At 73.3% G+C, this 26,857-nt stretch carries 19 protein-coding genes; 10 read left to right on the forward strand and 9 right to left on the reverse strand.

The window, feature by feature from the left end:
- Positions 1–10 precede the first annotated feature (10 nt).
- The 8 genes from TBIS_RS08020 (at position 11) to icmF (ending at position 11,515) form a co-directional block, all read left to right on the forward strand.
- Positions 11–898: an amidohydrolase family protein gene (locus tag TBIS_RS08020; RefSeq protein WP_041432079.1), complete on the forward strand. Its 888-nt coding sequence runs from the start codon at positions 11–13 to the stop codon at positions 896–898.
- Positions 895–1,353, forward strand: a complete 459-nt coding sequence (locus TBIS_RS08025; RefSeq protein ID WP_013131859.1) for a MaoC family dehydratase — start codon at positions 895–897, stop codon at positions 1,351–1,353. Before TBIS_RS08020 ends, TBIS_RS08025 begins: the two co-directional genes overlap by 4 nt.
- A 694-nt stretch (positions 1,354–2,047) precedes the next feature.
- Positions 2,048–3,397 carry an MFS transporter gene (locus tag TBIS_RS08030; RefSeq protein WP_148231640.1) on the forward strand — a complete coding sequence of 450 codons (1,350 nt, stop codon included), beginning with the start codon at positions 2,048–2,050 and terminating at the stop codon, positions 3,395–3,397.
- Between the two features lie 16 nt (positions 3,398–3,413).
- A complete protein-coding gene (locus TBIS_RS08035) occupies positions 3,414–4,943 on the forward strand; it encodes an acyl-CoA synthetase (RefSeq protein WP_013131861.1) in 1,530 nt (509 codons plus the stop codon).
- Positions 4,944–5,234: 291 nt separating this feature from the next.
- A complete protein-coding gene (locus tag TBIS_RS08040; protein ID WP_013131862.1) occupies positions 5,235–6,233 on the forward strand; it encodes a MaoC family dehydratase in 999 nt (332 codons plus the stop codon).
- 379 nt (positions 6,234–6,612) lie between these two features.
- Entirely contained in the window at positions 6,613–7,041 is a 429-nt protein-coding gene (locus tag TBIS_RS08045; RefSeq protein ID WP_013131863.1) for a CBS domain-containing protein, read from the forward strand.
- A 248-nt stretch (positions 7,042–7,289) separates the two neighbouring features.
- A complete protein-coding gene (locus TBIS_RS08050; protein WP_013131864.1) occupies positions 7,290–8,168 on the forward strand; it encodes a glycosyltransferase family 2 protein in 879 nt (292 codons plus the stop codon).
- Between the two features lie 95 nt (positions 8,169–8,263).
- Entirely contained in the window at positions 8,264–11,515 is a 3,252-nt protein-coding gene (gene icmF / locus TBIS_RS08055) for a fused isobutyryl-CoA mutase/GTPase IcmF (protein ID WP_013131865.1), read from the forward strand.
- Positions 11,516–11,859: 344 nt separating this feature from the next.
- Here the strand turns inward: icmF and TBIS_RS08060 are convergent, their stop codons facing one another.
- From TBIS_RS08060 to TBIS_RS08080, 5 genes are all read right to left on the reverse strand, one after another.
- Entirely contained in the window at positions 11,860–13,563 is a 1,704-nt protein-coding gene (locus tag TBIS_RS08060) for an AMP-binding protein (protein WP_013131866.1), read from the reverse strand.
- 220 nt (positions 13,564–13,783) lie between these two features.
- Complete coding sequence (locus TBIS_RS08065; protein WP_013131867.1) at positions 13,784–14,647, reverse strand: helix-turn-helix transcriptional regulator; 864 nt, start codon at positions 14,645–14,647, stop codon at positions 13,784–13,786.
- A 182-nt stretch (positions 14,648–14,829) separates the two neighbouring features.
- Complete coding sequence (locus TBIS_RS08070; RefSeq protein WP_013131868.1) at positions 14,830–15,630, reverse strand: ABC transporter ATP-binding protein; 801 nt, start codon at positions 15,628–15,630, stop codon at positions 14,830–14,832.
- On the reverse strand, positions 15,630–16,730 hold the full coding sequence (locus TBIS_RS08075; RefSeq protein ID WP_013131869.1) for a FecCD family ABC transporter permease: 1,101 nt from the start codon (positions 16,728–16,730) through the stop codon (positions 15,630–15,632). The genes TBIS_RS08070 and TBIS_RS08075 overlap by 1 nt, the downstream gene beginning before the upstream one ends.
- Entirely contained in the window at positions 16,727–17,791 is a 1,065-nt protein-coding gene (locus tag TBIS_RS08080) for a FecCD family ABC transporter permease (protein WP_013131870.1), read from the reverse strand. The genes TBIS_RS08075 and TBIS_RS08080 overlap by 4 nt, the downstream gene beginning before the upstream one ends.
- An 88-nt stretch (positions 17,792–17,879) precedes the next feature.
- Here TBIS_RS08080 and TBIS_RS08085 point away from each other — a divergent pair, with 88 nt between their 5' ends.
- Positions 17,880–18,896 (forward strand): ABC transporter substrate-binding protein, encoded by a 1,017-nt coding sequence (locus TBIS_RS08085; protein WP_013131871.1) that lies wholly within the window; start codon positions 17,880–17,882, stop codon positions 18,894–18,896.
- Between the two features lie 324 nt (positions 18,897–19,220).
- Complete coding sequence (locus TBIS_RS08090) at positions 19,221–20,105, forward strand: D-alanyl-D-alanine carboxypeptidase family protein (RefSeq protein WP_148231481.1); 885 nt, start codon at positions 19,221–19,223, stop codon at positions 20,103–20,105.
- A 101-nt stretch (positions 20,106–20,206) separates the two neighbouring features.
- On the opposite strand, the gene TBIS_RS08095 is transcribed toward TBIS_RS08090, so the two are convergent.
- From TBIS_RS08095 to secD, 4 genes are all read right to left on the reverse strand, one after another.
- Positions 20,207–21,460 (reverse strand): PP2C family protein-serine/threonine phosphatase, encoded by a 1,254-nt coding sequence (locus TBIS_RS08095; RefSeq protein ID WP_148231642.1) that lies wholly within the window; start codon positions 21,458–21,460, stop codon positions 20,207–20,209.
- A 263-nt stretch (positions 21,461–21,723) separates the two neighbouring features.
- Positions 21,724–23,424: an alpha/beta hydrolase gene (locus TBIS_RS08100; RefSeq protein ID WP_013131874.1), complete on the reverse strand. Its 1,701-nt coding sequence runs from the start codon at positions 23,422–23,424 to the stop codon at positions 21,724–21,726.
- A gap of 183 nt (positions 23,425–23,607) precedes the next feature.
- Complete coding sequence (locus tag TBIS_RS08105) at positions 23,608–24,183, reverse strand: flavin reductase family protein (RefSeq protein WP_013131875.1); 576 nt, start codon at positions 24,181–24,183, stop codon at positions 23,608–23,610.
- Positions 24,184–24,605: 422 nt separating this feature from the next.
- Positions 24,606–26,852 (reverse strand): protein translocase subunit SecD, encoded by a 2,247-nt coding sequence (gene secD, locus TBIS_RS08110; RefSeq protein ID WP_013131876.1) that lies wholly within the window; start codon positions 26,850–26,852, stop codon positions 24,606–24,608.
- Positions 26,853–26,857 lie beyond the last annotated feature (5 nt).

Below are 26,857 nucleotides of genomic sequence, written 5' to 3' on the forward strand. Positions count from 1 at the left end.
GGCCGGCCGGATGAACGTCGCCGAGCTGGTCGCCATCGACGTGCACACCCACGCCGAGATCTCCAAGGACGGGCACGGATCGCTCAGCCCCGAGCTGATGGCGGCCTCGGCGGAGTACTTCAAGGCGCACGGGCGGCGGCAGCCCACCATCGACGAGATCGCCGCCTACTACCGCGAGCGGAAGATGGCCGCGGTCGTCTTCACCGTCGACGCCGAGCACGCCACCGGGCACCCGCCCATCAGCAACGAGGAGGTCGCCGAGAGCTGCGCCGAGCACGCGGACGTGCTCATCCCGTTCGCCAGCATCGACCCCTGGAAGGGCCGGGCGGGCGCGCGGGAGGCGCGCCGCCTGGTCGAGCGGTACGGCGTGCGCGGGTTCAAGTTCCACCCCTGCATCCAGGGCTTCGCCCCGAACGACCGGGTCGCCTACCCGCTCTACGAGGCGATCGAGGAGCTCGGCGTCCCCGCGCTGTTCCACACCGGCCTGACCGGCATCGGCGCCGGGGTCCCCGGGGGAGGCGGCATCCGGCTGAAGTACGGCGACCCCATGCTCATCGACGACGTGGCCGTGGACTTCCCCGAGCTGCGCATCATCCTCGCCCACCCGTCCTTCCCCTGGCAGGACGCGGCGCTCGCCGTGGCCACGCACAAGCCGTACGTCTACATCGACCTGTCCGGATGGTCGCCGAAGTACTTCCCGCCGCAGCTCGTGCGTTACGCCAACACGCTGCTCAAGGACAAGGTGCTCTTCGGCTCCGACTATCCCGTGATCACCCCGGACCGCTGGCTCGCCGACTTCGAGAAGATCGAGATCAAGCCGGAGGTCCGCCCCAAGATCCTGAAGGAGAACGCCGCGCGCCTGCTGGGGCTCGGCGGGGAAGGGAGCGTGCCGTCATGACCGTCACCGTGAACGGGCTGGAGGAGATCAAGGCGCTCGCCGGCCGGGATCTGGGCCCCGGCGAATGGCTGGAGATCACCCAGGAGCGGGTGAACGCCTTCGCCGACGCCACGGACGACCACCAGTGGATCCACGTCGATCCGGAGCGGGCGAAGGACGGGCCGTTCGGGACCACGATCGCCCACGGCTACCTGACGCTCTCCCTGATCATCCCGCTCTTCTCCCGGCTGCTCGAGATCAAGGGCGTCCGGATGAGCATCAACTACGGCCTGGACCGGGTCCGGTTCCCCAGCCCGGTCAAGGTCGGGTCGCGGATCCGGCTCGCCGGGAAGGTCGTCTCGGTCGAGGAGGTCGCCGGGAACGGCGTGCAGATGGTGCTCGACTTCACCGTCGAGGTGGAGGGCTCGGACAAGCCCGCCTGCGTCGCCCGGGCGATCTACCGCCACTACGCGTGAGCCGGCGGGGATCGCCGCCGCGGCGATCCCCGGGCTCCGCGCTCCACTGCAGGCCGTGGCGCCCACCCCCCCGGCCGCCCGCTCGCGGCCACGCGCCCGCGCCCCGGCCTCCGGCCGCCGCACCCACAGGCCCGTCTGCCGCCGCGCCCACGGGCCGGCCGCCGTGTGCACGGTCCGGCCCGTCCACGCCGTACTCTCGCGGCCGCGCGCCATCCCCGCCGCGACGCCCCGCCGCGGCCGCGCCGTCACCGCCGCCGGCACCCGTCCGCGCGCAGCCGTGCCCGGGCCCTGCGGCCTGCGGCCGCCGCCGTCACTCCTGCGGCCGCGCGCACGCACCGCCGGCGGCATCGGCTCCGCCCGGCGGCGCACCCGTGCCCGGGCGCTCCCACGTTCGCCGCCCGCCTGCGCACGCGCCCGCGCACATCCGCCCATGCCCGCCGGCGCCCGCGGCCCGGCCCGCCCCGCAACCCGGTCATCTCGGCCTCGTCATCTCGGCCTTCCGCAGGCGCGCGACCCGGCCCGCCGGCCGATCGTGCCGTCCCCGCCTGATCCGGTCATCCCAGCGCCGTGCCGTGCCGTGGTTCGACGGCGATCGATGTTCGGCAAACCATTGACGGTCGTCATATACATGCCTAACCTCGCGCTTAAACCTAGCGAGATCCGCGCCTCGCTCCCGGAAGAGGAGGGTCCGGCCATGGGCAACCCGTCATCCGCGCCTCCCCGCACGCCCCAGCTCCGCCGTGCCGTGGCGTCAGCCTTCGTGGGCAGCGTGATCGAGTACTACGACTTCCTGCTGTACGCCACCGCGTCGGCCGTGGTGTTCGACAAGGTCTTCTTCTCGAACCTCGATCCGCTCGCCGCCACGGTCGCCAGCCTCGGCACGTTCGCCACCGGCTACCTCGCCCGGCCGCTCGGCGGGATCGTCTTCGGCCACTTCGGCGACCGCCTCGGCCGGAAGCGGATGCTGGTGCTGACCATGACCCTGATGGGTGTCGCCAGCTTCCTCATCGGCCTGCTCCCCACGCCCGAGCAGATCGGCACGCTGGCGCCCATCGCGCTCGTGCTGCTCCGGGTGATCCAGGGCATCGCGGTCGGCGGTGAGTGGGGCGGTGCCGTGCTGATGTCCGCGGAGCACGCCACCGGCCGCCGGGGCCTCTGGGCGAGCTTCACCAACGCCGGAGCGCCTCTCGGCATGGTGCTCTCCACCGCCGCGCTCAGCGGGACCGCGGCGCTCGTGGGCGAGTCCGCGTTCCTGAGCTGGGGATGGCGGGTGCCGTTCCTGATCAGCATCGTCCTGCTCGGGGTCGGCCTGTTCGTGCGGCTTCGGGTCGAGGAGACCCCGGTCTTCGCCGCGGTCAAGGATCAGGCGCGCCGCCGGGTGCCGCTGGCCGACGTGCTGCGGCACCACCCCAAGCCGCTCGTGCTCGGGGTCGGTGTCGGCCTCGCCGCCTTCGTGGTGCAGGGCACGCTCACCACCTACCTGATCGCGTACGGGGTGCAGGTCGGCTTCACCCGGCAGACCGTGCTCAACGGCCTCACCCTCTCCTCCGCGCTGGCCGTGATCGGCATCCTCGGCTGGTCGGCGCTCTCCGACCGCATGGGCCGGCGGCCGATCGTCATCGCCGGCGCGCTGGTGATGGCGGTGTTCAGCTTCGCCCTGTTCCCGATGGTGAACAGCGGCAGCGCGGCCGTGCTCACCCTCGCGCTCGTGATCGGCCAGTCGGTGATCCACCCGATGATGTACGGCCCGCTCGCCGCGCTCTACGCGGAGCTCTTCCGCACCCAGAGCCGGTACACCGGGGCCTCGCTCGGCTACCAGCTCTCCGGCCTCGGCGCCGGGCTCGCCCCCGTGATCTTCGCCCAGATCGCCGCGGCGACCGGGAACAACGCAACGATCCTGATCTCCGCGACGATGGCCGCGTTCTGCCTGCTCACCGCGGTCTGCACGCTGACGCTGCGGGAGACCAGCCGCCAGGACCTCACCGCGATCGGCGTGCCGCCGGGCGGTGCGGACCGGGACCAGGCCGCCTCCGCCACCGCGTGACGAAAGGGTGCACCGAATGCGGAACGCTGGATTGGGAAGCTGGCCCGCCCGGCGGGCCCGGATGTCGCCCGGCCGCACGGCGTTCGTCTACGAGGACCGGGCGGTCACCTACGCCGAGTTCCACGAACGGGTGATGCGGCTCGCCTCCCGGCTCCGCGCCGCCGGGGTGGCCCCGGGCGATCGCGTGGCGTACCTCGGCAAGAACCACGTGGCGTTCGCGGAGAGCATGTTCGCCACGCACGCGCTCGGCGCCATCTTCGTCCCGCTCAACTTCCGGCTCGCCGCGCCGGAGATCGACTACATGCTGGAGAACTCCGGCGCCGTGCTGCTGATCTACGCGCCCGAGTGCGCGCAGACCGTGCGGGCCCTCACCGGCCGGCACGCCTTGAGGGAACGGGTGGCCCTCGGGGAGCCGGGGCCCGGGGAAGCGCAGTACGAAGCCTGGCTCTCCGAGGGCGTTCCCGAGCCCATCGACGTGCCGGTCGCGCTGGACGACACCGCGCTCATCCTCTACACGTCGGGCACGACCGGGCGTCCCAAGGGGGCGATGCTCAGCCACGCCAACCTGGTGTGGAACTGCTTCAACCTCCTGGCCAACGTGGACGTGGCCAGCGACGAGGTGACGCTGATCAGCGCCCCGCTCTTCCACGTCGCCGCGCTCAACCAGACGCTGCTGCCCACCTTCCTCAAGGGCGGCTGCTCGGTGATCATGCCGTCGTGGGACGTCGACCGGTGCTACGACCTCATCGAGAAGTACCGGGTCACCTGGATGTTCGGCGTCACCACGATGTTCGCCGCGCTCGCCTCCTCGCCGCGGTGGGCCCAGGCGGACCTGTCGTCGGTCCGCACCCTCATGTCCGGGGGAGCGCCGATCCCGGTCTCGCTGATCCGCACCTACCAGGAGCGGGGCCTGGTGTTCTGCCAGGGCTACGGGCTCACCGAGACCTCACCCGGGGCCACCTTCCTGGAGGCGGGCGAGAGCGTGCGCAAGGCCGGCTCGGCCGGGGTCCCGGTCTTCTTCACCAACGTCCGGGTGGTCCGGCCCGACCTCACCGACGTCGAGCCCGGCGAGCCCGGCGAGGTCATCATCCAGGGCCCGAACGTGACCAAGGGCTACTGGGGGAACCCGGAGGCGACCGCGGCGGCCTTCTCCGAGGGCGGCTGGTTCCACTCCGGGGACGTCGCCACGGTCGACGAGGAGGGCTACATCTATATCGTCGACCGGCTCAAGGACATGTACATCTCCGGCGGGGAGAACGTCTACCCGGCCGAGGTGGAAGGGGTGATCTTCGAGCACCCGGCCGTGGCCCAGGTCGCCGTGGTCGGGGTGCCCGACGAGAAGTGGGGAGAGGTCGGGTGCGCGTTCATCGTCACCCGCCCCGGGATGACCGTCACCGCCGAAGAGCTGCGGGAGTTCCTCCGGCCCCGCCTCGCCAAGTACAAGATCCCGGTCTACTTCGAGTTCGTGGACGACCTGCCGAAGACCGGGTCGGGCAAGATCCAGAAGACCGCGCTGCGCACGTGGCGGCGGCCCTCCCAGGGCTGATCGGCCGGCGGCCGCCGCGGAGGTGATCGGACCCTGCGGCGCGCCCGCCCCGCCCGCGGCACCGGGCCGGTGAGACCCGGTGTGCCGTGCCCCGCGCTTCGCCGGCGGCGCCGGAGCGGCCGGCACCGCCACCGCCGGTGGCGGCCTCTCCGGCACCGCCGTACCGGCCCCGCGGCCCGTTGCCCCGCCCCGCCGGGCCGCGGGACCATGGCCCCGCCGGCCGTACGGCCGGGCCTGTGCGGGCGACCCGGACACCGGTCCGGGCGGGCGGAAGGAGACGAGCTGCCGGTGATGATCGCTGAAGGGCCGTACTTCGAGGAGCTCACCGTCGGCCAGGTGTTCGACGGCGCGCCCGGGGTCACGCTCACCCCCGGGCTCGCCGCCGTCCACCAGGCCATCGTCGGCGACCGCCTCCGGCTCAGCCTCGACGCCGCGCTCTGTGACGAGGTCGTGGGGGAGGGGCCGCTCGCCCACCCGGCGCTGGTGTGGGACGTGGCGATCGGCCAGTCCACTCTGGTCACCCACCACGTGAAGGCGAACCTGTTCTACCGCGGCCTCGTGTTCCGCCGGCTGCCGGTGCTCGGTGACACGCTGCGGACCACCACCGAGGTGGTGGCCCTCCGCCAGAACCGGCCCCGGCCGGACCGCCGGCCGACCGGGCTGGCGGTGCTGCGGATCACCACCGTCGACCAGCACGGCCGGCCCGTGCTCGACTTCCTGCGCTGCGCCATGCTGCCCCTGCGCGATCCGGAGGTGCGGACCGGGCACGACACCGACCTCGCCACGGTGGGCGCGGACAGCCCGGACCCGGCCGGGGCCGCGGCCGGGCTGATCGCCGGCTGGCGGCTCGACCGGTTCCGGGAGCGGGTCCCCGGCCGGCACTTCGCCGATGTGCGGGAGGGTGAGCGGCTGGTCGTGGCCGGGGGTGACGTGGTGTCGGGCGCGCCCGAGCTCGCCCGGCTCACCCTCAACGTGGCGCAGGTGCACCACGACGCCCGGGCCGCGGGCGGGCGGCGGCTGGTGTACGGCGGGCACACGATCGGCCTCGCGCTCTCCCAGGCCGCCCGCGCCCTGCCGAACCTGGTCACGGTCGTGGCCTGGCACGGCTGCGACCACCTCGGGCCGGTCCACGAGGGCGACACCCTCACCAGCGAGGTGCAGGTGGAGCGGTGCCGGCCGCTCCCCGGCGGCGGTGGGCTCGTGCACCTCCGGTCGCTCGTGCGGGCGGCCGGCGAGGACGGCGAGCCGCGGGACGTGCTCGACTGGCGGTTCGTCGCCCTCATGGCGTGACCGCCGTGGGCACGGGCGCGGCCCGCCCGCCGCTCGCCGGCCGGGCCACCGGGCCGGCGGCGTGACGCCGGGCCCGGGCGGGGCGCCGGCGTCCCCGCTGCCGGAGCAGGACCGTCGCCCTCGCCGGGCGCACCGGCCGCGCGGAGCACGCCAGGTCGCCCGGCGGCCGGGCCGGAGCCCGTCGCCGCGGTGGCCGGGATCCCGCGGCGGCGCGCGTACCGGATCTGGGCGGCGCGGGTACCAACCGGATGTGGCCGCCCGGCGGAGGCGGAGCGCTCCCCGGGCTCGGCAGATCCCCGCGGCGCAGGTCTTTCCCCCGCGCCCGGATTGTGCGATTGTGACAGGAAGCATTCGTCCGCCCAGGTCGGGAGCGTGGCCCATGCGGATTCGCGACATCTTGCGGAAGAAGGGCAGTGCGGTGGCCACGGTGCGGCCCGACGCCACCGTCCGGGAGCTGCTCGCCAAGCTGGCCGAGCTCAACATCGGGGCCGTGGTGGTGTCCCCGGACGGGAACGCGATCGCCGGGATCGTCTCCGAGCGGGACGTGGTCCGCAGGCTGCACGAGCGGGGCGCCGGCCTCCTGGACGCCCCGGTGAGCGAGATCATGACGGTCGAGGTGCGGACCTGCGCCCCGGAGACCACCGTCGACGAGCTGCGCAGGACCATGACGGAGTACCGGATCCGGCACGTGCCCGTGGTGAGCGGCGGCCGCATGGTCGGGCTGGTGAGCATCGGCGACGTGGTCAAGAGCGCCATCGACGAGCTGGAGACCGAGCGCGAGTACCTCGTCGGCTACCTGCACGGCTGACCGGGCCCCGTGCCCGGCGGGCGCGCCGGCCTTCGGTGCCTCGTGCCCGTGGTGCCCGCCGGCCTCCGGTACCCCGTGCCGAAGGTGCGCGCCGGGCTCCGATGCCCCCATCCCGGTGGTGCGCGCCGGGCTCCGTGCCCCATGCCGCCGGGCACGGCGGTCGCCTCGCCGGTCCGCCGCGCCCGGCCTCGGCCCGCATGCCGGGGTGAGCGGGTTCACCCGGTGCCGGCGGGGTACCCAATGCCCTCGTGGGGGACCGTGACGGCGCCCCGGTGACCGTCGTGATCGCCACCCATGACCGGCGGCCCGAGCTGGTGCGCACCCTGCGCAGCCTGACCGCGCTGCCCGACGATCCGGCGATCATCGTGGTCGACAACGCCTCCTCCGACGGCACCGCGGAGGCGGTCACCGCCGGGTTCCCCGGCGTGCGCCTGATCACCCTGCCGCGCAACCTGGGCGCCGCCGCCCGCACCGCCGGCGTGCGGGCCGCCCGCACCCCGTACGTGGCCTTCAGCGACGACGACTCCTGGTGGGAGCCGGGGGCGCTGCGGCGCGCCGCCGGGATCCTCGACGCCCACCCCCGCCTCGGGCTGATCGCGGCCCGCGCCCTGGTGGGCCCCGGCCGGGCCGACGACCCGATCAACGCGCTGCTCGCCTCGGGCCCGCTCCGCCGTACCCCCGGGCTGCCCGGCCCGCCGGTGCTCGGCTTCCTGGCCTGCGCGGCGGTCGTGCGCCGCCGGGCGTACCTTGAGGCCGGCGGGTTCCACCCCGTGCTGTTCCTCGTGGGGGAGGAGCAGGTGCTGGCCATGGACCTGGCCGCCCGGGGCTGGGCGCTGGCCTACGTCCCCGAGGTGGTCGCGGTGCACGAGCCGTCCCCGCACCGTCCCCCCGCCCGCCACCGGATCCGGGTGGAGCTGCGCAACGCCCTGCTCACCGCCTGGCTGCGCCGGCCGGTCGCCCTGGCGCTCGGCCGGACCGTACGGCTGGCCCGGGCGGCCGTGCGGGACGCCGACGCCCGGGCCGCGCTCGCCGCCGCCCTCGCCCGCCTGCCCGCCGCCGTCGCCCATCGGCGGCCGGTGCCGCCGCACGTCGAGCAGGCCGTACGGGCCCTGGAGGCGGCCCGGTGACGGTTCGGGCGGGCGAGGGAGGATGCATGGACGTCCTATTTTTGGACGTCCTAGTATCTGGGGAGGAGAGTAACCATCCGGGTTGAGGAGCCTCCGTGAGCCAGCCGAAGTCGTCTGCCACCACCGGGTCACTCCACGTACCGGTGCACCCGGTGCGCTTCGTCACCGCCGCCAGCCTGTTCGACGGCCACGACGCGGCGATCACCATCATGCGCCGCCTGCTGCAGAGCCAGGGCGCCGAGGTGGTGCACCTCGGTCACGACCGCAGCGTGGACGAGGTGGTGACCGCGGCACTGCAGGAGGACGTGTGCGGCGTGGCGGTCTCCTCCTACCAGGGCGGCCACGTCGAGTACTTCAGCTACCTGGTGGAGCGGCTCGCCGAGCGCGGCGCCGGGCACGTGAAGGTGTACGGCGGGGGCGGCGGGGTGATCGTCCCGCACGAGATCGAGCTGCTCGCCCAGCGCGGGGTGCGCATCTTCAGCCCGCAGGACGGCCAGCGGCTGGGCCTCCCCGGCATGATCAACGTGCTCATCCGTGAGTGCGACGTCGACCTCACCGCCCAGAAGCCCGACCTCAACGCGCTCCTCGCCGGGGACGAGGCCGCGCTCGCCCGGGCCATCACCGTGCTCCAGGCCGGCGCCGACGAGCGGCTCGCCGCCGCGGTCCGCACCGCGGCCCAGGACCGCCGGGTCCCCGTGCTCGGCATCACCGGCACCGGCGGCTCCGGCAAGTCCTCCCTCACCGACGAGCTGGTGCGCCGGCTCCGCCGCGACAGCGAGGACAAGGTGCGGGTCGCCATCATCGCCATCGACCCCACCCGCCGCCGCGGCGGCGCGCTGCTGGGCGACCGCATCCGGATGAACTCCATCGCCCCCGGCGTGGTCTTCTACCGGTCCCTCGCCACCCGCAACCCCGGCAGCCAGCTCCCCGACCACCTCGAGGACATCATCGCCGCGTGCAAGGCCGCCGGGTACGACCTGGTCATCGTGGAGACCCCCGGCATCGGCCAGGCCGACGCGTCGATCGTGCCGTACGTCGACGTGTCGCTGTACGTGATGACCCCCGAGTTCGGCGCGCCGAGCCAGCTCGAGAAGATCGACATGCTCGACCTCGCCGACGTGGTGGCGATCAACAAGTTCGAGCGCCGGGGCGCCCAGGACGCGCTGCGGGACGTGGCCCGCCAGATGGTGCGCAACCGCGAGCTGTTCGGCACCCCCTGGCAGGAGATGCCGGTGTTCGGCACCAGCGCCGCCCGGTTCAACGACGACGGGGTGACCGCGCTCTACCACCACCTCAAGGGGCTGCTCCGCGAGCACGGGCTGCCGTCCTTCCCCGGGGTGCTGCCGACGGTGCCCGGCCGTACCTCCACCGGGCTCCGCGCGATCCTCCCGCCCGGCCGGGAGAACTACCTGTCCGAGATCGCCGAGACCGTGCGCCGGTACCACGCCACCACCGAGGAGCAGGTGGAGCTGGTCCGGCGGCGCCAGCAGCTCGCCGCCGTGCGCGACATGCTCGCCGGCGAGGACGAGCGGGCGGCGGCCGCGGTCACCGAGCTGCTGGAGGGCGTCGAGAAGCGCATCCACGCCGACGTGCGCGAACTCCTCGACAAGTGGCCCGCCACGCGCGCCGCCTATCAGGGCGAGGAGTTCGTGTACACCGTCCGGGACAAGGAGATCCGGACGCCGCTGACCCGCACCACGCTCTCCGGCACCCGGCTGCCGCGGGTGGCGCTGCCGCGCTACGAGGACCACGGCGAGCTGCTGCGCTTCCTCCGCAAGGAGAACCTGCCCGGCTACTTCCCGTTCACCGCCGGGGTGTTCCCGTTCAAGCGGACCGAGGAGGCGCCGACCCGGATGTTCGCCGGCGAGGGCGACCCGTTCCGCACCAACCGCCGGTTCCACATGCTCAGCGCCGGGCAGCCCGCGGCCCGGCTCTCCACCGCGTTCGACTCGGTCACGCTGTACGGCCGTGACCCCGACCGGCGGCCGGACATCTACGGCAAGATCGGCACCTCGGGCGTATCGATCGCCACCATCGACGACATGCGGGAGCTGTACGCCGGGTTCGACCTCTGCGCCCCGAACACCTCGGTGTCGATGACCATCAACGGCCCGGCGCCGGCGATCCTCGCCATGTTCTTCAACGTGGCGATCGACCAGCAGATCGAGAAGTTCACCGCCGAGCACGGCCGGCCGCCCACGGACGAGGAGCGGGAGCGGATCCGGGCGTGGACCCTCTCCACGGTCCGCGGCACCGTCCAGGCCGACATCCTCAAGGAGGACCAGGGCCAGAACACCTGCATCTTCTCCACCGAGTTCGCGCTGCGCTGCATGGCCGACGTCCAGGAGTGGTTCATCAAGAACCGGGTGCGCAACTTCTACTCGGTGAGCATCAGCGGGTACCACATCGCCGAGGCCGGGGCGAACCCGATCACCCAGCTCGCCTTCACGCTCGCCAACGGGTTCACCTACGTCGAGGCGTTCCTCGCCCGCGGCATGGCCGTCGACGACTTCGCGCCCAACCTCTCCTTCTTCTTCTCCAACGGGATGGACGCGGAGTACAGCGTGATCGGCCGGGTCGCCCGGCGGATCTGGGCGATCGCCATGCGCGACAAGTACGGGGCCGGGGAGCGGGCGCAGAAGCTCAAGTACCACGTGCAGACGTCGGGGCGCTCGCTGCACGCGCAGGAGATGGACTTCAACGACATCCGGACCACCCTGCAGGCCCTGTGCGCGATCTACGACAACGCCAACAGCCTGCACACCAACGCCTACGACGAGGCGATCACCACGCCGACCCCCGAGTCGGTACGGCGCGCCCTCGCCATCCAGATGATCATCGACGCCGAGTGGGGCCTGGCGGACAACGAGAACCCCCTCCAGGGCTCGTTCATCATCGAGGAGCTCACCGACCTGGTGGAGGAGGCGGTGCTCGCCGAGTTCGACCGGCTGTCGCAGCGCGGCGGCGTCCTCGGCGCGATGGAGACCGGCTACCAGCGCGGCCGGATCCAGGACGAGTCCATGCTCTACGAGCAGAAGAAGCACGACGGCTCGCTGCCGATCATCGGCGTGAACACCTTCCTCGCCGAGGACTCGGACCGGCCGCCGCGGGAGCTCAAGCTCGCCCGGGCGACCGAGGAGGAGAAGCAGTCCCAGCTCGCCCGGCTCGCCGACTTCCACGCCCGGCACGCCCACGAGGCGCCCGCGGCCCTGGAGCGGCTCAAGCAGGCGGCCACCAGCGGGGAGAACGTGTTCGAGGTGCTGATGGACGCGGTCCGGTGCTGCTCGCTCGGGCAGATCACCGAGGCGTTCTTCGAGGTCGGCGGCGAGTACCGGCGCAACATCTGACGTCCGCGGGCGCCGGCCGGTCCGCGGCGGCCGGCCGGCGCCCGTACCGGTGCGCCGAGGGCCGGGCGGTGTCCGCCACCGCCGCGCCGTGCCCCCGCGCGGGCCCGGCCCGCCCGTGAAGCACGGTGCGCGGGGAGGGAGGGAACGACAGCGGCCCCCGGGAACCGGGTGCGCCCCAGGAGCACGGTGCGCGGCCAAGCCGGTATGGCCATGGCCTGCCGGCGCAGGGCGCGCCCCGGGAGCACGGTGCGCGGGGACCGCGCCACGGCCTCGCGCCCGGGGCACCTTGTGCCCAGGCACGCGAAGGCCCGGCGCCTGCGTGGACGCCGGGCCTCCGATCAAGGTCAGCCGCGCAGCTCGGGGAACTGATCGTCCCGCCACTCCCGCTCCAGCGGGAGGTTCTTGGCGGCCGCGTCGTTCTCCCGGGCGCGGAGCTCGACCCGGCGGATCTTGCCGGAGATGGTCTTGGGCAGCTCGAAGAACTCCAGCCGCCGGATGCGCTGGTAGGGCTGGAGGTTCTCCCGGGCGTGCCGCAGGATCGCCAGCGCGGTCTCCCGGGTGGGCTCCCAGCCCGGGGCCAGGGCCACGTACGCCTTGGGCACGGCGAGCCGGATCGGGTCGGGCGCGGGCACCACGGCCGCCTCGGCCACCGCCGGGTGCTCGATCAGCACGCTCTCCAGCTCGAACGGCGAGATCTTGTAGTCGGAGGCCTTGAACACGTCGTCGGTGCGCCCGATGAACGTGATGTAGCCGTCGGCGTCGCGGCTCGCCACGTCACCGGTGTGGTAGTAGCCGCCGGCCATCGCCTCGGCGTTGCGCTCCGGGTCGCCCAGGTATCCGCTCATCAGGTTGAGCGGGCTCTTGGACAGGTCGAGGCAGATCTCGCCCTCGTCCGCCGGCTCGCCGGTGCGCGGATCGATGATCGCGATGGGGACGCCGGGCAGCGGGCGGCCCATGGAGCCGGGCTTGACCGGGGAGCCGGGGGTGTTGCCGATGAGCGCGGTGGTCTCGGTCTGGCCGAACCCGTCCCGGATGGTGATCCCCCACGCCTTCTCCACCTGCGAGATGACCTCGGGGTTGAGCGGCTCGCCGGCGGCGACCGCCTCCCGCAGCGCGCCCCGCCCGCCGGACAGGTCGGCCTGGATCAGCATCCGCCAGACCGTCGGCGGGGCGCAGAAGGTGGTGATCACCCCGCGGCGGAGCTGCTCGAGCAGGGTAGTGGCGTTGAACCGCGCGTAGTTCAGCACGAAGATCGTCGCCTCGGCGTTCCACGGCGCGAAGAAGCTGCTCCAGGCGTGCTTGGCCCACCCGGGGGAGCTGATGTTGAGGTGCACGTCCCCAGGGCGCAGCCCGATGTAGTACATCGTGGTCAGGTGCCCGACCGGGTAGGAGATCTGGGTGTGCCGCACCAGCTTGGGCCGGTTGGTCGTGCCGGAGGTGAAGTACAGCAGCAGGGTGTCGTCCGGCGCCGTGCACGCCTGGAAGGTCCGCGGGTTCTCCACCGCGTACGCGTCGTGGTAGCGGTGCCAGCCCTCGGCCTCGCCGACGCAGATCCGGGTGTAGTCCCCCTCGATCTCCGCGAACTTCTTGGTGTCCGCCTCGTTGGCGATCACGAAGCGGGCCTCGCCGCGGTGGACCCGGTCGGCCAGGTCGGCTCCTCCGGAGGCGACCGTGGTCGGCATGATGACCGCGCCGAGCTTCATGATCGCCAGCATCGACTCCCAGAGCTCCACCTGGTTGCCGAGCATCAGCAGCACCCGGTCGCCCTTGCCCACGCCCAGGCCGGCGAGCCACGTCGCCACCTGGTCGGAGCGGCGGGCCATCTCGTCGAAGCTGTACGTGCGCTCGCTGCCGTCCTCCTCGACGATCCACAGTGCCGTGCGGTCGTTGCCCCGCGCGATCACATCGAACCAGTCCGTGGCCCAGTTGAACGTCTCGCCGAAGACCGGCCAGGTGAACTCCTCGCTCGCCTTCTTGTGATCGCCTGCGCACCGCAGCAGCAGGTCACGGGCTGCGCGGAATGCCGCGGTGCTGGTCGTCTCGGGCACGCTCGACCTCCTTGTCGCCTGCGTGGGCGGCCTCATGGCAGCGGCCCCCGGGGCGGGTAGCCGCCCATGGCCGGCCCGGTGCGGTACCGGAAGGGGGACGCGCTGGACTTCGTGGGCACCCAGCATGCTGGGCCGGGACGCGGGCGGCTACCCCCGCAAGTGGGTATTTCGGTCCGGCCGCCGGGGATCGGGACGGCCTGGCGTGCCGTACGGCCGGGCCTCAAAGGAGCAGGCCGAGCCGGCGGGCCGCGACCACCGCCTCGTGCCGGTTGTGGGAGTCGAGCTTGCGCATGGTGGTGCGCATGTAGCTCTTGACCGTCTCAGGCCGCAGGCCGAGCCGCCGCGCCACCTCCGCGTACGGGCAGCCGAGGGCGACCAGGGAGAGCACGTCGAGCTCGCGCGGGGAGAGCCTGACCCGGTGGGCGGGGGCGCCGGAGTGCACGCGGGCGGTGAGCCGCCGGCTCGCCTCGAGCAGCCGGCGCCTGATGTCCTCGTCCGCCACGGCATTGGCGATCACGCGCAGCTCCGCGTCCACCTCGCGCAGCCGCTCGAGCAGCTCCTGGGCGGCCGGCTCGCCGCGGCCGGCCGCGTTCGCCTCCACCAGGGCGAGGCGCCGCTCGACCTCGTCCCGGACGCGCACCTCCTCCGCCACCGCGCGGGCCACCCGCGTCATGGTGTCCACGACCGCGTCGCCCAGCCCGATCGGCTGGCGCACCGCCCCGTAGAGCACCGCCCGGGTCCGGCCGGCCACCGTCACCGGGACCGCGGCGATGGAGCGGAGCCCTTCCCCGAGCACGGGACGGTCGTAGTGGTGGGTGATGGTCCGGGCCGTGCCGTAGTCGAGCACGCGGGCCGCCCGGGACATGGCGACCACCCGGCCGCCGAGGCCGGTGCCGGGGCGGACGGCGAGGTTCCGCAGCCCGGTGGTGCGGGCGCCGAGGAACTCGGTCAGCCGGAGGATGTTCCCGTGGACCGGCCCGCCGAAGACGACGGGCAGCCCGGTCCGCCGCTGGATGGCGCGCAGCGCGCCGCGGAGCGTGTCGGCGTCGTTGAGCCGCGGCGTGCGTGAGGGGTCGACAGGCACTGGCGTGATCGTCCTTCCGGGCCGGGATCCCGCGAGGCCGAAGGCGGTGGAGGCCGCGGATACGGGTGGGCCGGGCAACCCGGTCGGTCCATTGTCCGCAGGTTTCGCGGTGGTTCGTCAAGCCTGGGACCATGCGCCCGGAGGCCGCCGGAGCGGGCCCGCGGGCGCCGCGGACCGGGGCCTCAGACGGAGGCGGCCGGCACCCGGCGCCGCGCCTCGGGCACGATCATCGGCGTCCCGGTCTGCGGGTCGGGGATGACCTCGCAGCGCAGGCCGAAGACCTCCTCGATGAGCGCCGGGGTGATGATCCGGTTCGGGTCGCCCTCCGCCACGATCCTCCCGGCGCGCATGACGATGAGGTGGGTGGCGTACCGGCACGCCTGGTTGAGGTCGTGCAGCACGGCCACCAGGGTCCGCCCGGACTCGTGCAGCTCGGCGCACAGGTCGAGGATGTCGAACTGGTGGGCGATGTCGAGGAAGGTGGTGGGCTCGTCGAGCAGCAGGATCGGGGTCTGCTGGGCGAGCACCATGGCGAGCCACACCCGCTGCCGCTGGCCGCCGGAGAGCTCGTCGACGATCCGGTCGGCCAGCTCCGTGATGTCGGTGGCGCGCATGGCCTCGGCCACGGCCGCCTCGTCCGCGGGCGACCACTGCCGCATGAGCCGCTGGTGCGGGTAGCGGCCGCGGGCGACGAGGTCGGCGACCGTGATCCCCTCGGGGACGATGGAGGTCTGCGGGAGCAGGCCGAGCCGCCGCGCCACCTCCTTGGTGGGCATCGTGGTGATCACCTTGCCGTCGAGGTGCACGGCCCCGGCGGTGGGCTTGAGCATCCGGGCGAGCGCGCGCAGCAGGGTGGACTTGCCGCAGGCGTTGGGGCCGATGATCACGGTGAACGAGCCGTCGGGAATGACCACGTTCAGGTCGGTGGCGACTTGCCGCTCGCCGTACCCGAGCGTGAGGCCGGTTCCGGTCAGGCGCGCCATCAGCGTCGTTCCTTTCGCAGGAGGAAGGTCAGGTAGCAGCCGCCGATCGCGGCCGTCAGCACGCCGACCGGCAGCTGGGTGGGGGCGAGCAGCCGCTGCGCCAGCACGTCGGCGGCGGTGAGCAGCAGCGCGCCCATGAGCGCGGAGGTCAGCATGGTGATCCCCGGCGACCGGGCGAGGCGCCTGGCGAGCTGCGGGGCGGCCATGGCGATGAACATCACCGGCCCGGCGGCGGCCGTGGCGATCGCGCACAGCAGCACCCCGATCAGCACCGCGGCCGCGCGGACCACCTCGGCCCGGACGCCCGAGGCCACCGCCAGGTCGTCGCCGAGCTCGAGCTGGCGCAGGGGCCGTGCCAGCAGGGCGCAGGCGGGCAGCAGCACGGCCAGCGCCACCGCGACCGGGACGGCGTGGTCCCAGCCGCGCCCGCTGAGGCTGCCGGTGATCCAGGCGCCCGCGGTGGCGGCGTCGTTGATGTTCGCGCGGGTGAGCAGGTAGTCGTTCACGGCGAGGAGCAGCGCGTTCACGCCGATCCCGACGAGGATCAGCCGGTACCCGAGGACGCCGCGCCGGTAGGCGAGCAGGTAGACGAGCACCGCGCTGCCGAGGCAGCCGGCGAGCGCCCCGGCGGCGACCTGCAGCGCCGTGGCGTTGACGATGACGGCGACGATGGCGCCGGTCGCCGCGCCCTGGGTGAAGCCGATGAAGTCCGGGCTGCCGAGCGGGTTGCGGGTGAGGTTCTGGAAGATCGCCCCGCTCAGCGCGAACGCGGCGCCGACGAGCAGGCCGGTCACCACCCGGGGCGCGCGGAGCTTGGTGACGACGAACTCGGCGACCGGGGTGCCGTCCCCGAACAGGGCGGCCAGCACGTCGCCGGGCGGCAGGGTGAACTCGCCGGTCATCAGGGCGACGACGGTCACCACCGCCGTGCCGATGAGCAGGGCGAGGCCGGTGGCGGCCGACCGCGGCCGGACCCGGATCGACCACCGGCCGAGCCGGAGCGCGTGGATCGACGGCACCCTGCCCGGTGACTCGCGGGGCGGGCGCGGTTCCTCGGGTGCCGTGGCGGCGTGGAGCGGAGCCTGGTGCCGCGGGTTCATAGCCCGGCCAGCCTCCTCCGCCTGGCGAGGAGGATGAAGACGGGGGCGCCGAGGACCGAGCACATGATGCCGGCCTGCACCTCGCCGGGGGACGCGATGACCCGCCCGACGATGTCGGCGCCGAGGAGCAGCACGGGGGCGAGCAGGGCGGAGTAGGGGAGCACCCACTTCAGGTCGGGGCCGACCAGCGTGCGCACCGCGTGCGGTACGGCGAGGCCGACGAACCACAGGGGCCCGGCCGCCGCGGTGGCCGAGCCGCACAGGAGGGTCACCGCCATGCCGGTGACCATACGGGTGCGGCCCACCGCGAGCCCGAGCGCCCGCCCGGTCTCGTCGCCGAGGGCGAGCAGGTTGAGCGGCCGCGCGAGCAGCAGCCCGATGACCATCCCGGCCGCGATGAAGGGGAGGAGCCGCACGAGGACGTCCGGGGTCTGGGCGGCGAGGGAGCCGGTCATCCAGAACCGCATGCGGTCGAACGTCCGCGCGTCCATCCGGAGGATCAGCGAGGTGGCGGCGATGAACACCATGCCGAGGGCGACCCCGGCCAGGGCGAGCCGGGTGGGGCTGGCCCCGGCGCGGCCCGCCGAGCCGAGCGAGTAGACGAGCGCCGAGGCGACCGCGGCGCCGCCGAAGGCGAACCACACGTACCCGACCGGATCGGTGATCCCGAGCAGGCTGATCGCGGCGGCCACCCCGAAGGCGGCGCCTTGGTTGACCCCGAGGAGGCCGGGGTCGGCGAGCGGGTTGCGGGTCAGGCTCTGCATCAGCGCCCCGGCGAGGCCGAGGGCGGCCCCGACCGCGATGCCGAGCACGGTCCGCGGCACCCGGAGCTCGCGGATGACCGTGTGGTCACCGGAGCCGTCCGGGGCGGTGAGGGCTTCGATCACGGTGGGCAGCGGCACCTGCCGGGCGCCGAAGGCCAGGCTGAGCGCGGATATGAGCACCAGGGCGCCCGCCACGGCGATCAGCCCTGTGATCAGGGCCGTGGTGCGCCGGGAGCGCCCCGCTCGCCCGCCGGGGGGCGCGGCGGGCGCCGTGGTGGCGCCCGGTAGATTTGCCATCCCCATCTCCCCGCAAAACTTCGGTAAGGCTAACCTAAAGTCCAGCCAGTTAGGCAAGCCTAACCTTAAGGGATCACAAGGAGACAACATGCCCGTGTCGCGCAGGGCTCTGTTCGCACTTGTCGGCGGGCTCGCCACAGTGCTATCCCTCACGGCCTGCGGGGGCGGTGGGGAGACCGCCTCGGCGCCGGCCGCCTCGGCCTCGTCGAGCGCCTCCTCCGGCCCGTGGAAGTTCACCGATGACCGGGGCAAGACGATCGAGCTGCCCTCGACCCCCACCCGGGTCGTCGCCCAGGTCGGCTCGGCCGCCGCGCTCTGGGACTTCGGCATCCGGCCGGTGGGCGTCTTCGGCCCGCACAAGCTCCCCGACGGCAGCAAGGACCCGCAGGTCGGCAACGTCGACATCACCCAGGTGACCGGCCTCGGCAACGTCTGGGACGAGTTCAACGTCGAGCAGTACATCTCGCTCAAGCCGGACCTGCTCGTGAGCGGCATGTACGAGGAGGGCGTCCTCTGGTACGTGCCGGAGAAGTCCAAGGACGCGATCGAGCAGGTCGCGCCGACCGTCGGCATCATGCTGACCGGCAAGAGCGCCACCCAGGTGATCGAGAGGTACGCGGAGCTCGCCCAGTCGCTGGGCGCCGACCTCAACGCGCCCGAGGTGACCCAGGCCAAGGCCCGGTTCGAGGCGGCGACCGAGGAGCTCAAGAAGATCGGCGCCACCGGGCTGAAGGTGCTGATGATGTCCGGCGGCCCCGACACCATGTGGGTGGTCAACCCGCCCATGTACCCGGACATCCTCCACCTGACCCAGAACGGCCTGCAGGTGATCACGCCCGACAAGATCGACGAGGGCGGCTTCTGGGAGAGCCTGAGCTGGGAGAACGCCGACAAGTACGAGGCGGACGTCATCCTCTACGACGCCCGGACCCAGGCGCTCACCCTGGAGGACATGAAGAAGAAGCCCACCTTCGCCAAGCTCCCGGCGGTCCAGGCCGGCCAGGTGTACCCGTGGCGCGCCGAGACGCCGTTCAGCTACCAGGGCTACGCCGACTTCCTCGAGGAGCTCGTCAACAACCTCAAGCAGGCCAAGAAGCTCACCTGACGGCCTCGGAGCGGTTCACGCGCTTCCGTCCAGGCGTTCCCGGGCGTGGCGGATCCGGGCAGGGGAGTGCCCCGCGGGGCGGTGAGGCCTCCCGCCGCGGGGCTGCCCGGATCCCCGGGCCGTGATCGGCTACCGGGGCGGCCCGCCGCCCGCCGTCCGGCGGTGGGCGGGCGGCGGTGACCAGAGGGGCCGAGGGGACGAGAGCGCCACGCCCGCGCGAACTTTTTACCTTTAAGTCCTGTATATGGCTCAAAGGGAACTTAATGACCTGACACGCTGTATGTCGTGTACAAGGTAAAAGTTCCCCTTGTTCTTAGTGTCGGATTGACCGCGCTGCTCACCGGGGTCGCCGCCCCGGCGCAGGCCCGGCAGCCGGCCGCGGGCACGGCGGTGGCCGTGGCGGCCGCGCCCGGGCACGCCGTCGCCGGCACGGCCGCGCACAGCGTCCCCGAGGTCTACGCGCGGGCCGCGTACCTGCTCGACGCGGCCACCGGCGAGGAGCTGTACGGCAAGGCGGGGACCGAGCGCATGCCGGTGGCGAGCCTCACCAAGGTGATGACCGCCTACCTCGTGCTCCGGCAGGCGAAGCTCACCGACACCGTCGTGATCGACCCGGCCGACGTGCGGTACGCGAACGCCGGCGGCGGCACCACCGCGGGCCTGCGCGCAGGGGACCGGCTCACCGTCGAGGACCTGCTGTACGCGCTCATGCTCCCCTCGGGCGCCGACGCCGCCCACGCCCTCGCCCGCGTCTACGGCCCGGGGGTCGAGGCGTTCACCAAGCGGATGAACGACACCGCCCGGGAGCTCGGGCTCACCGACACCACCTACCTGAACGCCGACGGCCTGCCCACCCCCGAGGGCCAGAACACGTCCACCGCCCGGGACCAGGCCCGGCTCGCCGAGATCGCCCTGCGCGACCCACGGCTGAAGAAGATCACCTCGACCCAGGTCCACACGGTCGCCCGCACCGCGGACCACGCCGCGTACACCTGGCGGAACACCAACCGCCTGCTCGGCGCGCCCGGCGTCATCGGCGTCAAGACCGGCTTCACCCTGGCGGCGGGCTTCTGCCTCGCGTTCGCCGCCGAACGGGACGGCCGGCTGGTGGTCGGCGTAATCCTCGGCGAGACCGTCTCCGCCCGGCGGTACACCACCGCCCGCGCGCTGCTCGACTGGGCCGCCGAACGGGCCCCGGCCGCCCGGTGAGCCCACGCGCGTCCTCCTCATCCACCCCGCCACGGAGTCACCCGGCCATGGGCCAACCCGGGCCGGCGCCCGGGCCGCGACTCACCCGGGGAGGCGGCCGGTCAGAGGGCGAGCTCCCGCTGACGCTGGGTGCGCCACTCGACGAGCAGCACCGTGGCGTCGTCCTGGAGGATGCCGTGCTGGTGCCGGAGCACGGACTGGATCAGCCGGCGCACGGTCTCCGGGGCGGACAGGCCGTCCCGCTCCTGCCGCAGGATGAAGTCGATGAACCGCTCCAGGCCGAACCGCTCCCCGTCCGGTCCCTCGGCCTCCACGATGCCATCGGTGTAGAACAGGAGCCGGTCACCGGGCTCGAGCTGGTAGGTGGACAGGCCGGTGGTCAAACCCATCCGGAACCCCATCGGGGGCGACGGCGCCGCGGAGAGGGTCGCGACCTTCTTGCCCTGGCGCAGCACCAGCGGCGGGCAGTGGCCCCGGTTGATCCAGGTGAGCTCGCCCGTGGCGGTGTCGAGGGTGGCGAGGATGCCGGTGGCGTACCGGCTGCCGCCGAACTGATCGCCGATGGCCGCGTCGATGGCCTCGCTCGCGGCGAGGAGATCCACCCGCCCGCGCCGGGTGTTGCGGTAGGAGCCGATCGCGATGGACGCGATGAGCCCGGCCGCGGTGTCGTGCCCCATCGCGTCGAAGATCGACAGATGCACCGTCTCCCGCTCGATGGCGTAGTCGTAGGCGTCCCCGCCCACCTCGTACGCCGGCTCGAGCGCGGCGCTGATCACCACGCGCTCGTCGGCGAACGTCCCCGCGGGCATGAGGTTCCACAGCACCTCGGCGGAGAGGGTCATCGGGCGGCTGCGCACCAGGCGGGCGTAGGTGTCGCTGTGGTCCCGCTTGACCATCACCAGCATGGCCACCAGATCGGCGAGCCGGGCCGCCCACCAGCGGCGGGTCTCGTCGTCCTCCGGGGCGCCCATGCCGAGCACGCCGATCCGCTCGGTGCCGTTGAGCAGGGGCACCCACAGCCAGAGCCGGCCGTCGCCGGCCACCGGCTCATCGGCCTCGGCACGCGCCGCGTGCCTGGCCGGGACGATGGCGACGTCCCGGTAGGCGCGGCCGGCCATGGTGGTGTCGATGCGCAGGGAGGTCAGCGGCGCACCGGCCGCGTCGACCTGGCCCGGCAGCGGCACGAGGAACTCCTGCTGCAGATCGCTCACGTACAGCACGGCGTGCGTGAACCCGGCGGAGGCCGCGTGCCGGGCGACGAGGCCGGGCAGGTCCTCCATCGTGGCCAGGTGGCTGGCCTGCAGCAGCGCACCGAGCATCGGTCCGTACTCGCCGGGCACGTGACCCCCTCTCACCGCGCTCAAGCGCCTTCCTACCCCCGGTCGCCGCGGTCAGCCGGTACCGGGCCGTCGTCCCGGCCGGGCGGAGCGGAGCCGGCCGGGCACCCGGCGGATTCGCCGGGCTTCCCCCGGTCCACCGGGCGTGGCCGGGCCGTACCCTCCCCGCTCCCGCGGGGCGCCGGCCGGAGCCGAGGCCGGGGCGGCGCCGGGGCTCAGGCCGTGTGCACCGGCGTCGCCGGCGCCCCTCGGGCAGGCCCACCGCCCGGGGTGAGGTCGGGTCAGGGCCGGGGCGTGGGCACCGCGGTGGGGCCTACCGCGTACCGCTTGCCGATGGGGTGGGCGCGCTGGATGAGCGCGGTCAGCTCGGCGGTGCGCTCGTCGGTCCAGCCCTCCGGGGCGGCGATCCGCGCCCAGGCGGCGACCACCTCGCCGTCGTAGTTGTGCCCGTGGCCGGGCGGGACGTCGAGGGCGAACGCGAGGTCGGCCGTGATCTGGGAGAAGGTCACGATCGGGTACCAGCGGATGTGCGGGAGCACGTCGGCCCCGCGCGGCTCGCTCAGCCAGTCGGGCTTCTCGAAGAGGAGCCGCGGCGACCACCACACGATCGGGTCCGAGGGGTGCTGCAGGTAGACCACCCTGGGCGGATCCCACGGAGCGGACGGCTCGGCGAGGTCGGCCGGGCGGTTGGCGAACCGCACGGTCTCGCCCTTCCGGTAGATGGGGAGCACCTCCGTGCTGCCGGGGTCGCGGCCGTGCACGAAGCGCCGCCGCAGCACGCTGCTGTCCGGCGGCCCGACGAAGAGCGCCCCGTCGGTGCGATCCCGCAGGTCCTGATCGCCGGTGAACGCGGACTCGGCGCCGAACGCCCCCAGGCTCTCCCCGAAGACCAGCAGCTTGGGCCGGTGCTCGCGGGGGAGCCGCGACCACCGCTCGTACACCTGCTGGAACAGCTCCCGCCCGGCCGCCTGGGCGCGATCCCGGTCCACCAGGAACGACAGCCAGCTCGGCAGGTACGAGTACTGCATCGCGACCAGCGCGGTGTCCCCGTTGTACATGAACTCCAGCGCGGCGGCCGCCTGCGGATCCACCCACCCGGTCCCCGTGGTCGTGATCACGCAGAGGACCTTGCGCGAGAACGCGCCGGTGCGCTCCAGCTCGCGCACGGCGAGAGCGGCCCGCTCCCGGAGCGTGGCGGCCGAGTCGAGCCCCACGTAGACGCGGATCGGCTCCACCGGGGTGCGCCCGTTGAACCGCCGCAGCTCCTCCAGGCCGGGCGCGCCCGCGACGAAGTCGCGGCCCTGCCGGCCGAGCGACTCCCAGGACACCAGGGAGGACGGGCCGCCGGAGAGCGCGGCCGAGCGCGGCGGGGTCGTCCCCGGGGTCGTCTCCTGGTTGATCGCGGCGAAGCTGGTGTCGGCCGCGTCGAGCAGGGACTCGGCGAGGACGCCCTCGGCCAGGGAGAAGACCAGGACGGCGACGCAGAGCGCCGCGGCGATCTCGGCGACCAGGGCCGGCACCCAGCGGACGAGCAGCCCGCTCAGCGCCCGGGCCGCGATCCGCAGGACCCGGGCGGTGAGCAGGAAGACGAGGAACACGGCGGCGGCCACCACGGGAACCCCGAGGTAGCCGAGGCGCTCCGGCGGGGCGAGGTCCATGAGCGCGTAGATGTGGCGCTGGTCGCGGGCGCCGGCGATGAGCGACGCGGTGCACATCCCCGCCACCAGCGCCGTGATCACCCACCGGATGGCGCGCCGCCGCTCCGGTCGCGGCCGCCAGGCGATGCTCCGCCGGAGCGCGGTGCCGAGGATCACCCCGGTGAGGTACCCGGCGGCGGTGACCACCCCGGCGATGATCCCCTGGATGAGCCACGATCGCGGGAGCAGCGACGGGGTGAGCGACAGGCAGAAGAAGACCGCGGCGACGATGCTCCCCGGCGCGTCCAGTCGCAGGGCGATCCGCCCCCGCTCCCGTTCCGGCATGCGCGTTCCCCCGAAGTCCCCCTCTGATCGGACTGTCCTTGACCGCCGTCTCCGCGGAACCGGTCCCGGCCGGCGCGCGAGCGGGTCGCCCCGGTGGGCGAGGGACGTCCCGGAAGGCCGCTCGCCGGCGGTGCCGCGCCCGCGACGCCGCTCCCCGGCCGGCCGTACGGCACGGCCTGGGCGCTAGCCCCAGTGGTCGCCCCAGCCCCAGAGGTTGGGGCCGAGCGACGGCTCTGGCTCGGCGTCGATGCCGAACCTGCCGCGGAAGAAGATCAGCGGCCGCTGCTCGGTGACCGGTTCCAGCTCCAGCACCCGGCCGATCACCACGTCGTGGTCCCCGGCGGTGTGCACGGCGTGCACCTCGGCGTGGATGCGCACCAGCACATCGGGCAGGGCCGGGGTGCCCCAGCGGGACAGGCTCCACTCCAGCCCGTCGAACCGCTTCCCGGTGCGGGAGCCGAAGCGGAGGCAGAGGTCGGTCTGGTCCTCACCGAGGACGTTCACGGTGAAGCGGCCCGCTCTCCTGATCCTCGGCCAGGTGCGGCCCTTGCGGTCGGCGCAGAACAGGATGAGCGGCGGCTCCAGGGAGACGGACGCGAACGCCTGACAGGCGAAGCCGACCGGTTCCCCGCCGTCCACGGCGGTGATCACCGTGACCCCGCTCGCGAACATGCCGAGCGCCCGCCGGAACTCGGCGGGGGTGGGTGGCGCCACGCCGGCGGGGTGGGTGAGCGCCGGTTCGGTGGGCTCAGCTGTCATGACTCCTCTCGCGTCCCTTCCGCCGCCACCGTCGGGCGGCCCAATTGAAAACTACCTGGGGCCGCCGGGTTCGCGTCCGGTGGTCCTCGGCAACGGGGGAGGGATGGGCGCCGCCCGGGCAGTGGGAGCGGCCGTCACCTGCGTGGCAGGGAAAGTTTCACCCGGGGCGGGGGCGGACGCGTCGCCTGCGCGGAAGAGAGAGGAGACACCCGGGCGGTAGGGGAGGACATCACCGGCGCGACACGGAAGGCCTCACCCGGGCGGGTAGGAGGGGCATCGAGCGGCCGGTGACGGCCGGGGCCGCCCTCGGATGAGGACGGCCCCGGAAGGTCGCGGAGTGCCCGGCCCGGCCGGAGGGTCGCGGTGCCGGCCCTGCGGGTGACGGCCGCGCGGGACCGGCCGGGCGCGGAAGGCGGGCGGGCTCAGAGCACCGCGCCCGTGCCCTCGCGGGTCCGGGACGTCCGCTTCGGGCGGTGCGGCACCGGCGGGGGCTGCTTGTTGATCTTTTCGAGCTCGATCGCGGCCGGAGCGGCCACGAACGACGAGGAGAGCGTGCCCACGGTGATTCCGACGAGCAGGGCGATCGCGAAGTCCTGCAGCGAGTCGCCGCCGAAGACGGCGAGCGCGGCGAGGATGAACAGCGCACCGAGACCGGTGTTAACCGTCCGCGGGACGGTCTGCAGGATGGCGCTGTTCACCACCCCGTCGAAGACGTCCTTGCGCCGGAGCGGCCACTCCTCCCGGACGCGGTCGAACAGCACGACCTTGTCGTTCACCGAGTAACCGACGATCGTGAGCATGGCCGCGAGGAAGACACCGTCGATCGGCTTGCCGAGCCAGGCGAACAGGCCGATCACGACCATGCAGTCCAGGAAGAGCGCGAGCACCGCCGCGGTGCCGAACGTCCACCGGAACCGGTACGCGAGGTAGGCGAGCTGCGCGGCGAGCGCGAGCGAGAGCGCGATGATCGCGTTGCGCCGGAGCTCGTCACCGAGGCTCGGCCCGATCAGCTCGTCGCGCTCCTTGGTGACGTCGCCGAACCTCTTGTCGAGGGCCTCCTCGATGCGGGCCACGTCGTCCGCGGAGATCTGCCCGGTGCGCACGGAGATCGCGTCCTGCGAGCGCTGGACCACGGCCGACGGGAACCCGGCGTCCGACACCACCTGCCGCGCCGCCTCGGCGTCGACCGGCTGCTGGGTGGCGAACTCCATGATCCGGCCGCCGGTGAACTCCACGCCGAAGTTGAAGCCGCGGGCCACCGGCCCCGCGATCGCGGTGATCAGCAGGACGGCGGCGATCCCCAGCCAGATCCGCCGGCGCGCCATGAGGTTGGGGTTGCGCGTGGTCAGCCACGTCCGCACCCGGCCGATCGAGCCGAGGCCCGAGGCGCGCACCGGCACCTTGCGGATGATCAGGTCGACCAGGACCCGGGTGATCAGCATCGCCGAGATCAGCGACGCGAGCACACCGATGGACAGGGTCACGCCGAAGCCCTTGACCGGACCGGACGCCAGCCAGAACAGCAGAGCGGCCGCGAGCAGGGTGGTGATGTTGGAGTCGGCGATCGCGCTCCACGCGTTCTTGAACCCGAGCTGGCTCGCCCACTTCAGACCGCGCTCGGGTGAGGCGCGGTACTCCTCACGCGCCCGCTCGAAGACGAGCACGTTGGCGTCGACCGCCATGCCGATCGCGAGCACGAAACCGGCGAGGCCGGGGAGGGTGAGCGTGGCGCCGATCGCCACCAGGCCGGCGTAGGAGATCAGGGCGTAGGAGGCGAGCGCGATCGCGGCGAGCAGGCCGACGACCCGGTAGATGACCACGATGAAGAGCGTGGTGAGGATCACGCCGACGACGGCGGCCTTCGCGCTCGCCTCGATCGCCTCGGCGCCGAGGGTCGGGCCGACCGTCCGCTGCTCCACCAGCTCGAGCGGCACCGGCAGCGAACCGCCCTTGATCAGGACGGCGAGGTTCTGCGCCTCCTCCATGGTGAACGAGCCGGTGATCTGCGTGGAGCCGCCGGTGATGCCGACGTTGCAGCCCACGGACTCGTCCACCTGGGGGGACGAGATGATCTCGTTGTCGAGGACGATCGCGATCCGGCGCTTGGGGTCGCCGACCGGGTTGCAGGCCGCCTCACCGGTCAGCTTCTTCCAGGGGCCGGACTCCTTGAAGTCGATGGTGACGAACCACCCGGGCCCCATCTGGGGGTTGGTGCGCGCCGCCGCGTCGGTCACCGCGTCGCCGCTGATCGCGGCGGGGCCGAGGCGGAGCTTCTGACCGCTCTCGTCGGCCAGCGCGTCCTTGTCGTTCTCGTCGGCGGCGCCGAGCACCGGGTGGAAGGTGAGCTGCGCGGTCTTGCCGATGACGCTGGCGGCCTTCCGCGGGTCGAGCACGCCGGGCAGCTCGACGATGATCCGCCGCTCACCGGAGCGGACCAGGGTGGGTTCGACGACGCCGAGCGCGTCCGCCCGGCGGCGCAGGATGTCCAGGGCGCGGTCGGTGGCCTCGGCGTCGGCCTTGACCTTCGGGGAATCCTTCGCCTCGAAGACGAGCTGGGTGCCGCCGCGCAGGTCGAGGCCGAGGCGCGGGGGCATGGTCAAGGCGAAGGCGAGTGATGCCGCGATGACGGCGAGTGCCACCAGCGCGCGCCACAGAGGCGCACGGGACATGAAAG

The organism is Thermobispora bispora DSM 43833 (assembly GCF_000092645.1).
In the GTDB taxonomy this organism is placed as follows: domain Bacteria; phylum Actinomycetota; class Actinomycetes; order Streptosporangiales; family Streptosporangiaceae; genus Thermobispora; species Thermobispora bispora.

Coding starts and splice junctions, on each gene's coding strand:
- TBIS_RS08020 (WP_041432079.1), top strand. CDS start 11: ATGAACGTCGCCGAGCTGGTCGCCATCGACGTGCACACCCACGCCGAG.
- TBIS_RS08025 (WP_013131859.1), top strand. CDS start 895: ATGACCGTCACCGTGAACGGGCTGGAGGAGATCAAGGCGCTCGCCGGC.
- TBIS_RS08030 (WP_148231640.1), top strand. CDS start 2,048: ATGGGCAACCCGTCATCCGCGCCTCCCCGCACGCCCCAGCTCCGCCGT.
- TBIS_RS08035 (WP_013131861.1), top strand. CDS start 3,414: ATGCGGAACGCTGGATTGGGAAGCTGGCCCGCCCGGCGGGCCCGGATG.
- TBIS_RS08040 (WP_013131862.1), top strand. CDS start 5,235: ATGATCGCTGAAGGGCCGTACTTCGAGGAGCTCACCGTCGGCCAGGTG.
- TBIS_RS08045 (WP_013131863.1), top strand. CDS start 6,613: ATGCGGATTCGCGACATCTTGCGGAAGAAGGGCAGTGCGGTGGCCACG.
- TBIS_RS08070 (WP_013131868.1), bottom strand. CDS start 15,630: ATGGCGCGCCTGACCGGAACCGGCCTCACGCTCGGGTACGGCGAGCGG.
- TBIS_RS08075 (WP_013131869.1), bottom strand. CDS start 16,730: ATGAACCCGCGGCACCAGGCTCCGCTCCACGCCGCCACGGCACCCGAG.
- TBIS_RS08080 (WP_013131870.1), bottom strand. CDS start 17,791: ATGGCAAATCTACCGGGCGCCACCACGGCGCCCGCCGCGCCCCCCGGC.
- TBIS_RS08085 (WP_013131871.1), top strand. CDS start 17,880: ATGCCCGTGTCGCGCAGGGCTCTGTTCGCACTTGTCGGCGGGCTCGCC.
- TBIS_RS08100 (WP_013131874.1), bottom strand. CDS start 23,424: ATGCCGGAACGGGAGCGGGGGCGGATCGCCCTGCGACTGGACGCGCCG.
- TBIS_RS08105 (WP_013131875.1), bottom strand. CDS start 24,183: ATGACAGCTGAGCCCACCGAACCGGCGCTCACCCACCCCGCCGGCGTG.
- secD (WP_013131876.1), bottom strand. CDS start 26,852: ATGTCCCGTGCGCCTCTGTGGCGCGCGCTGGTGGCACTCGCCGTCATC.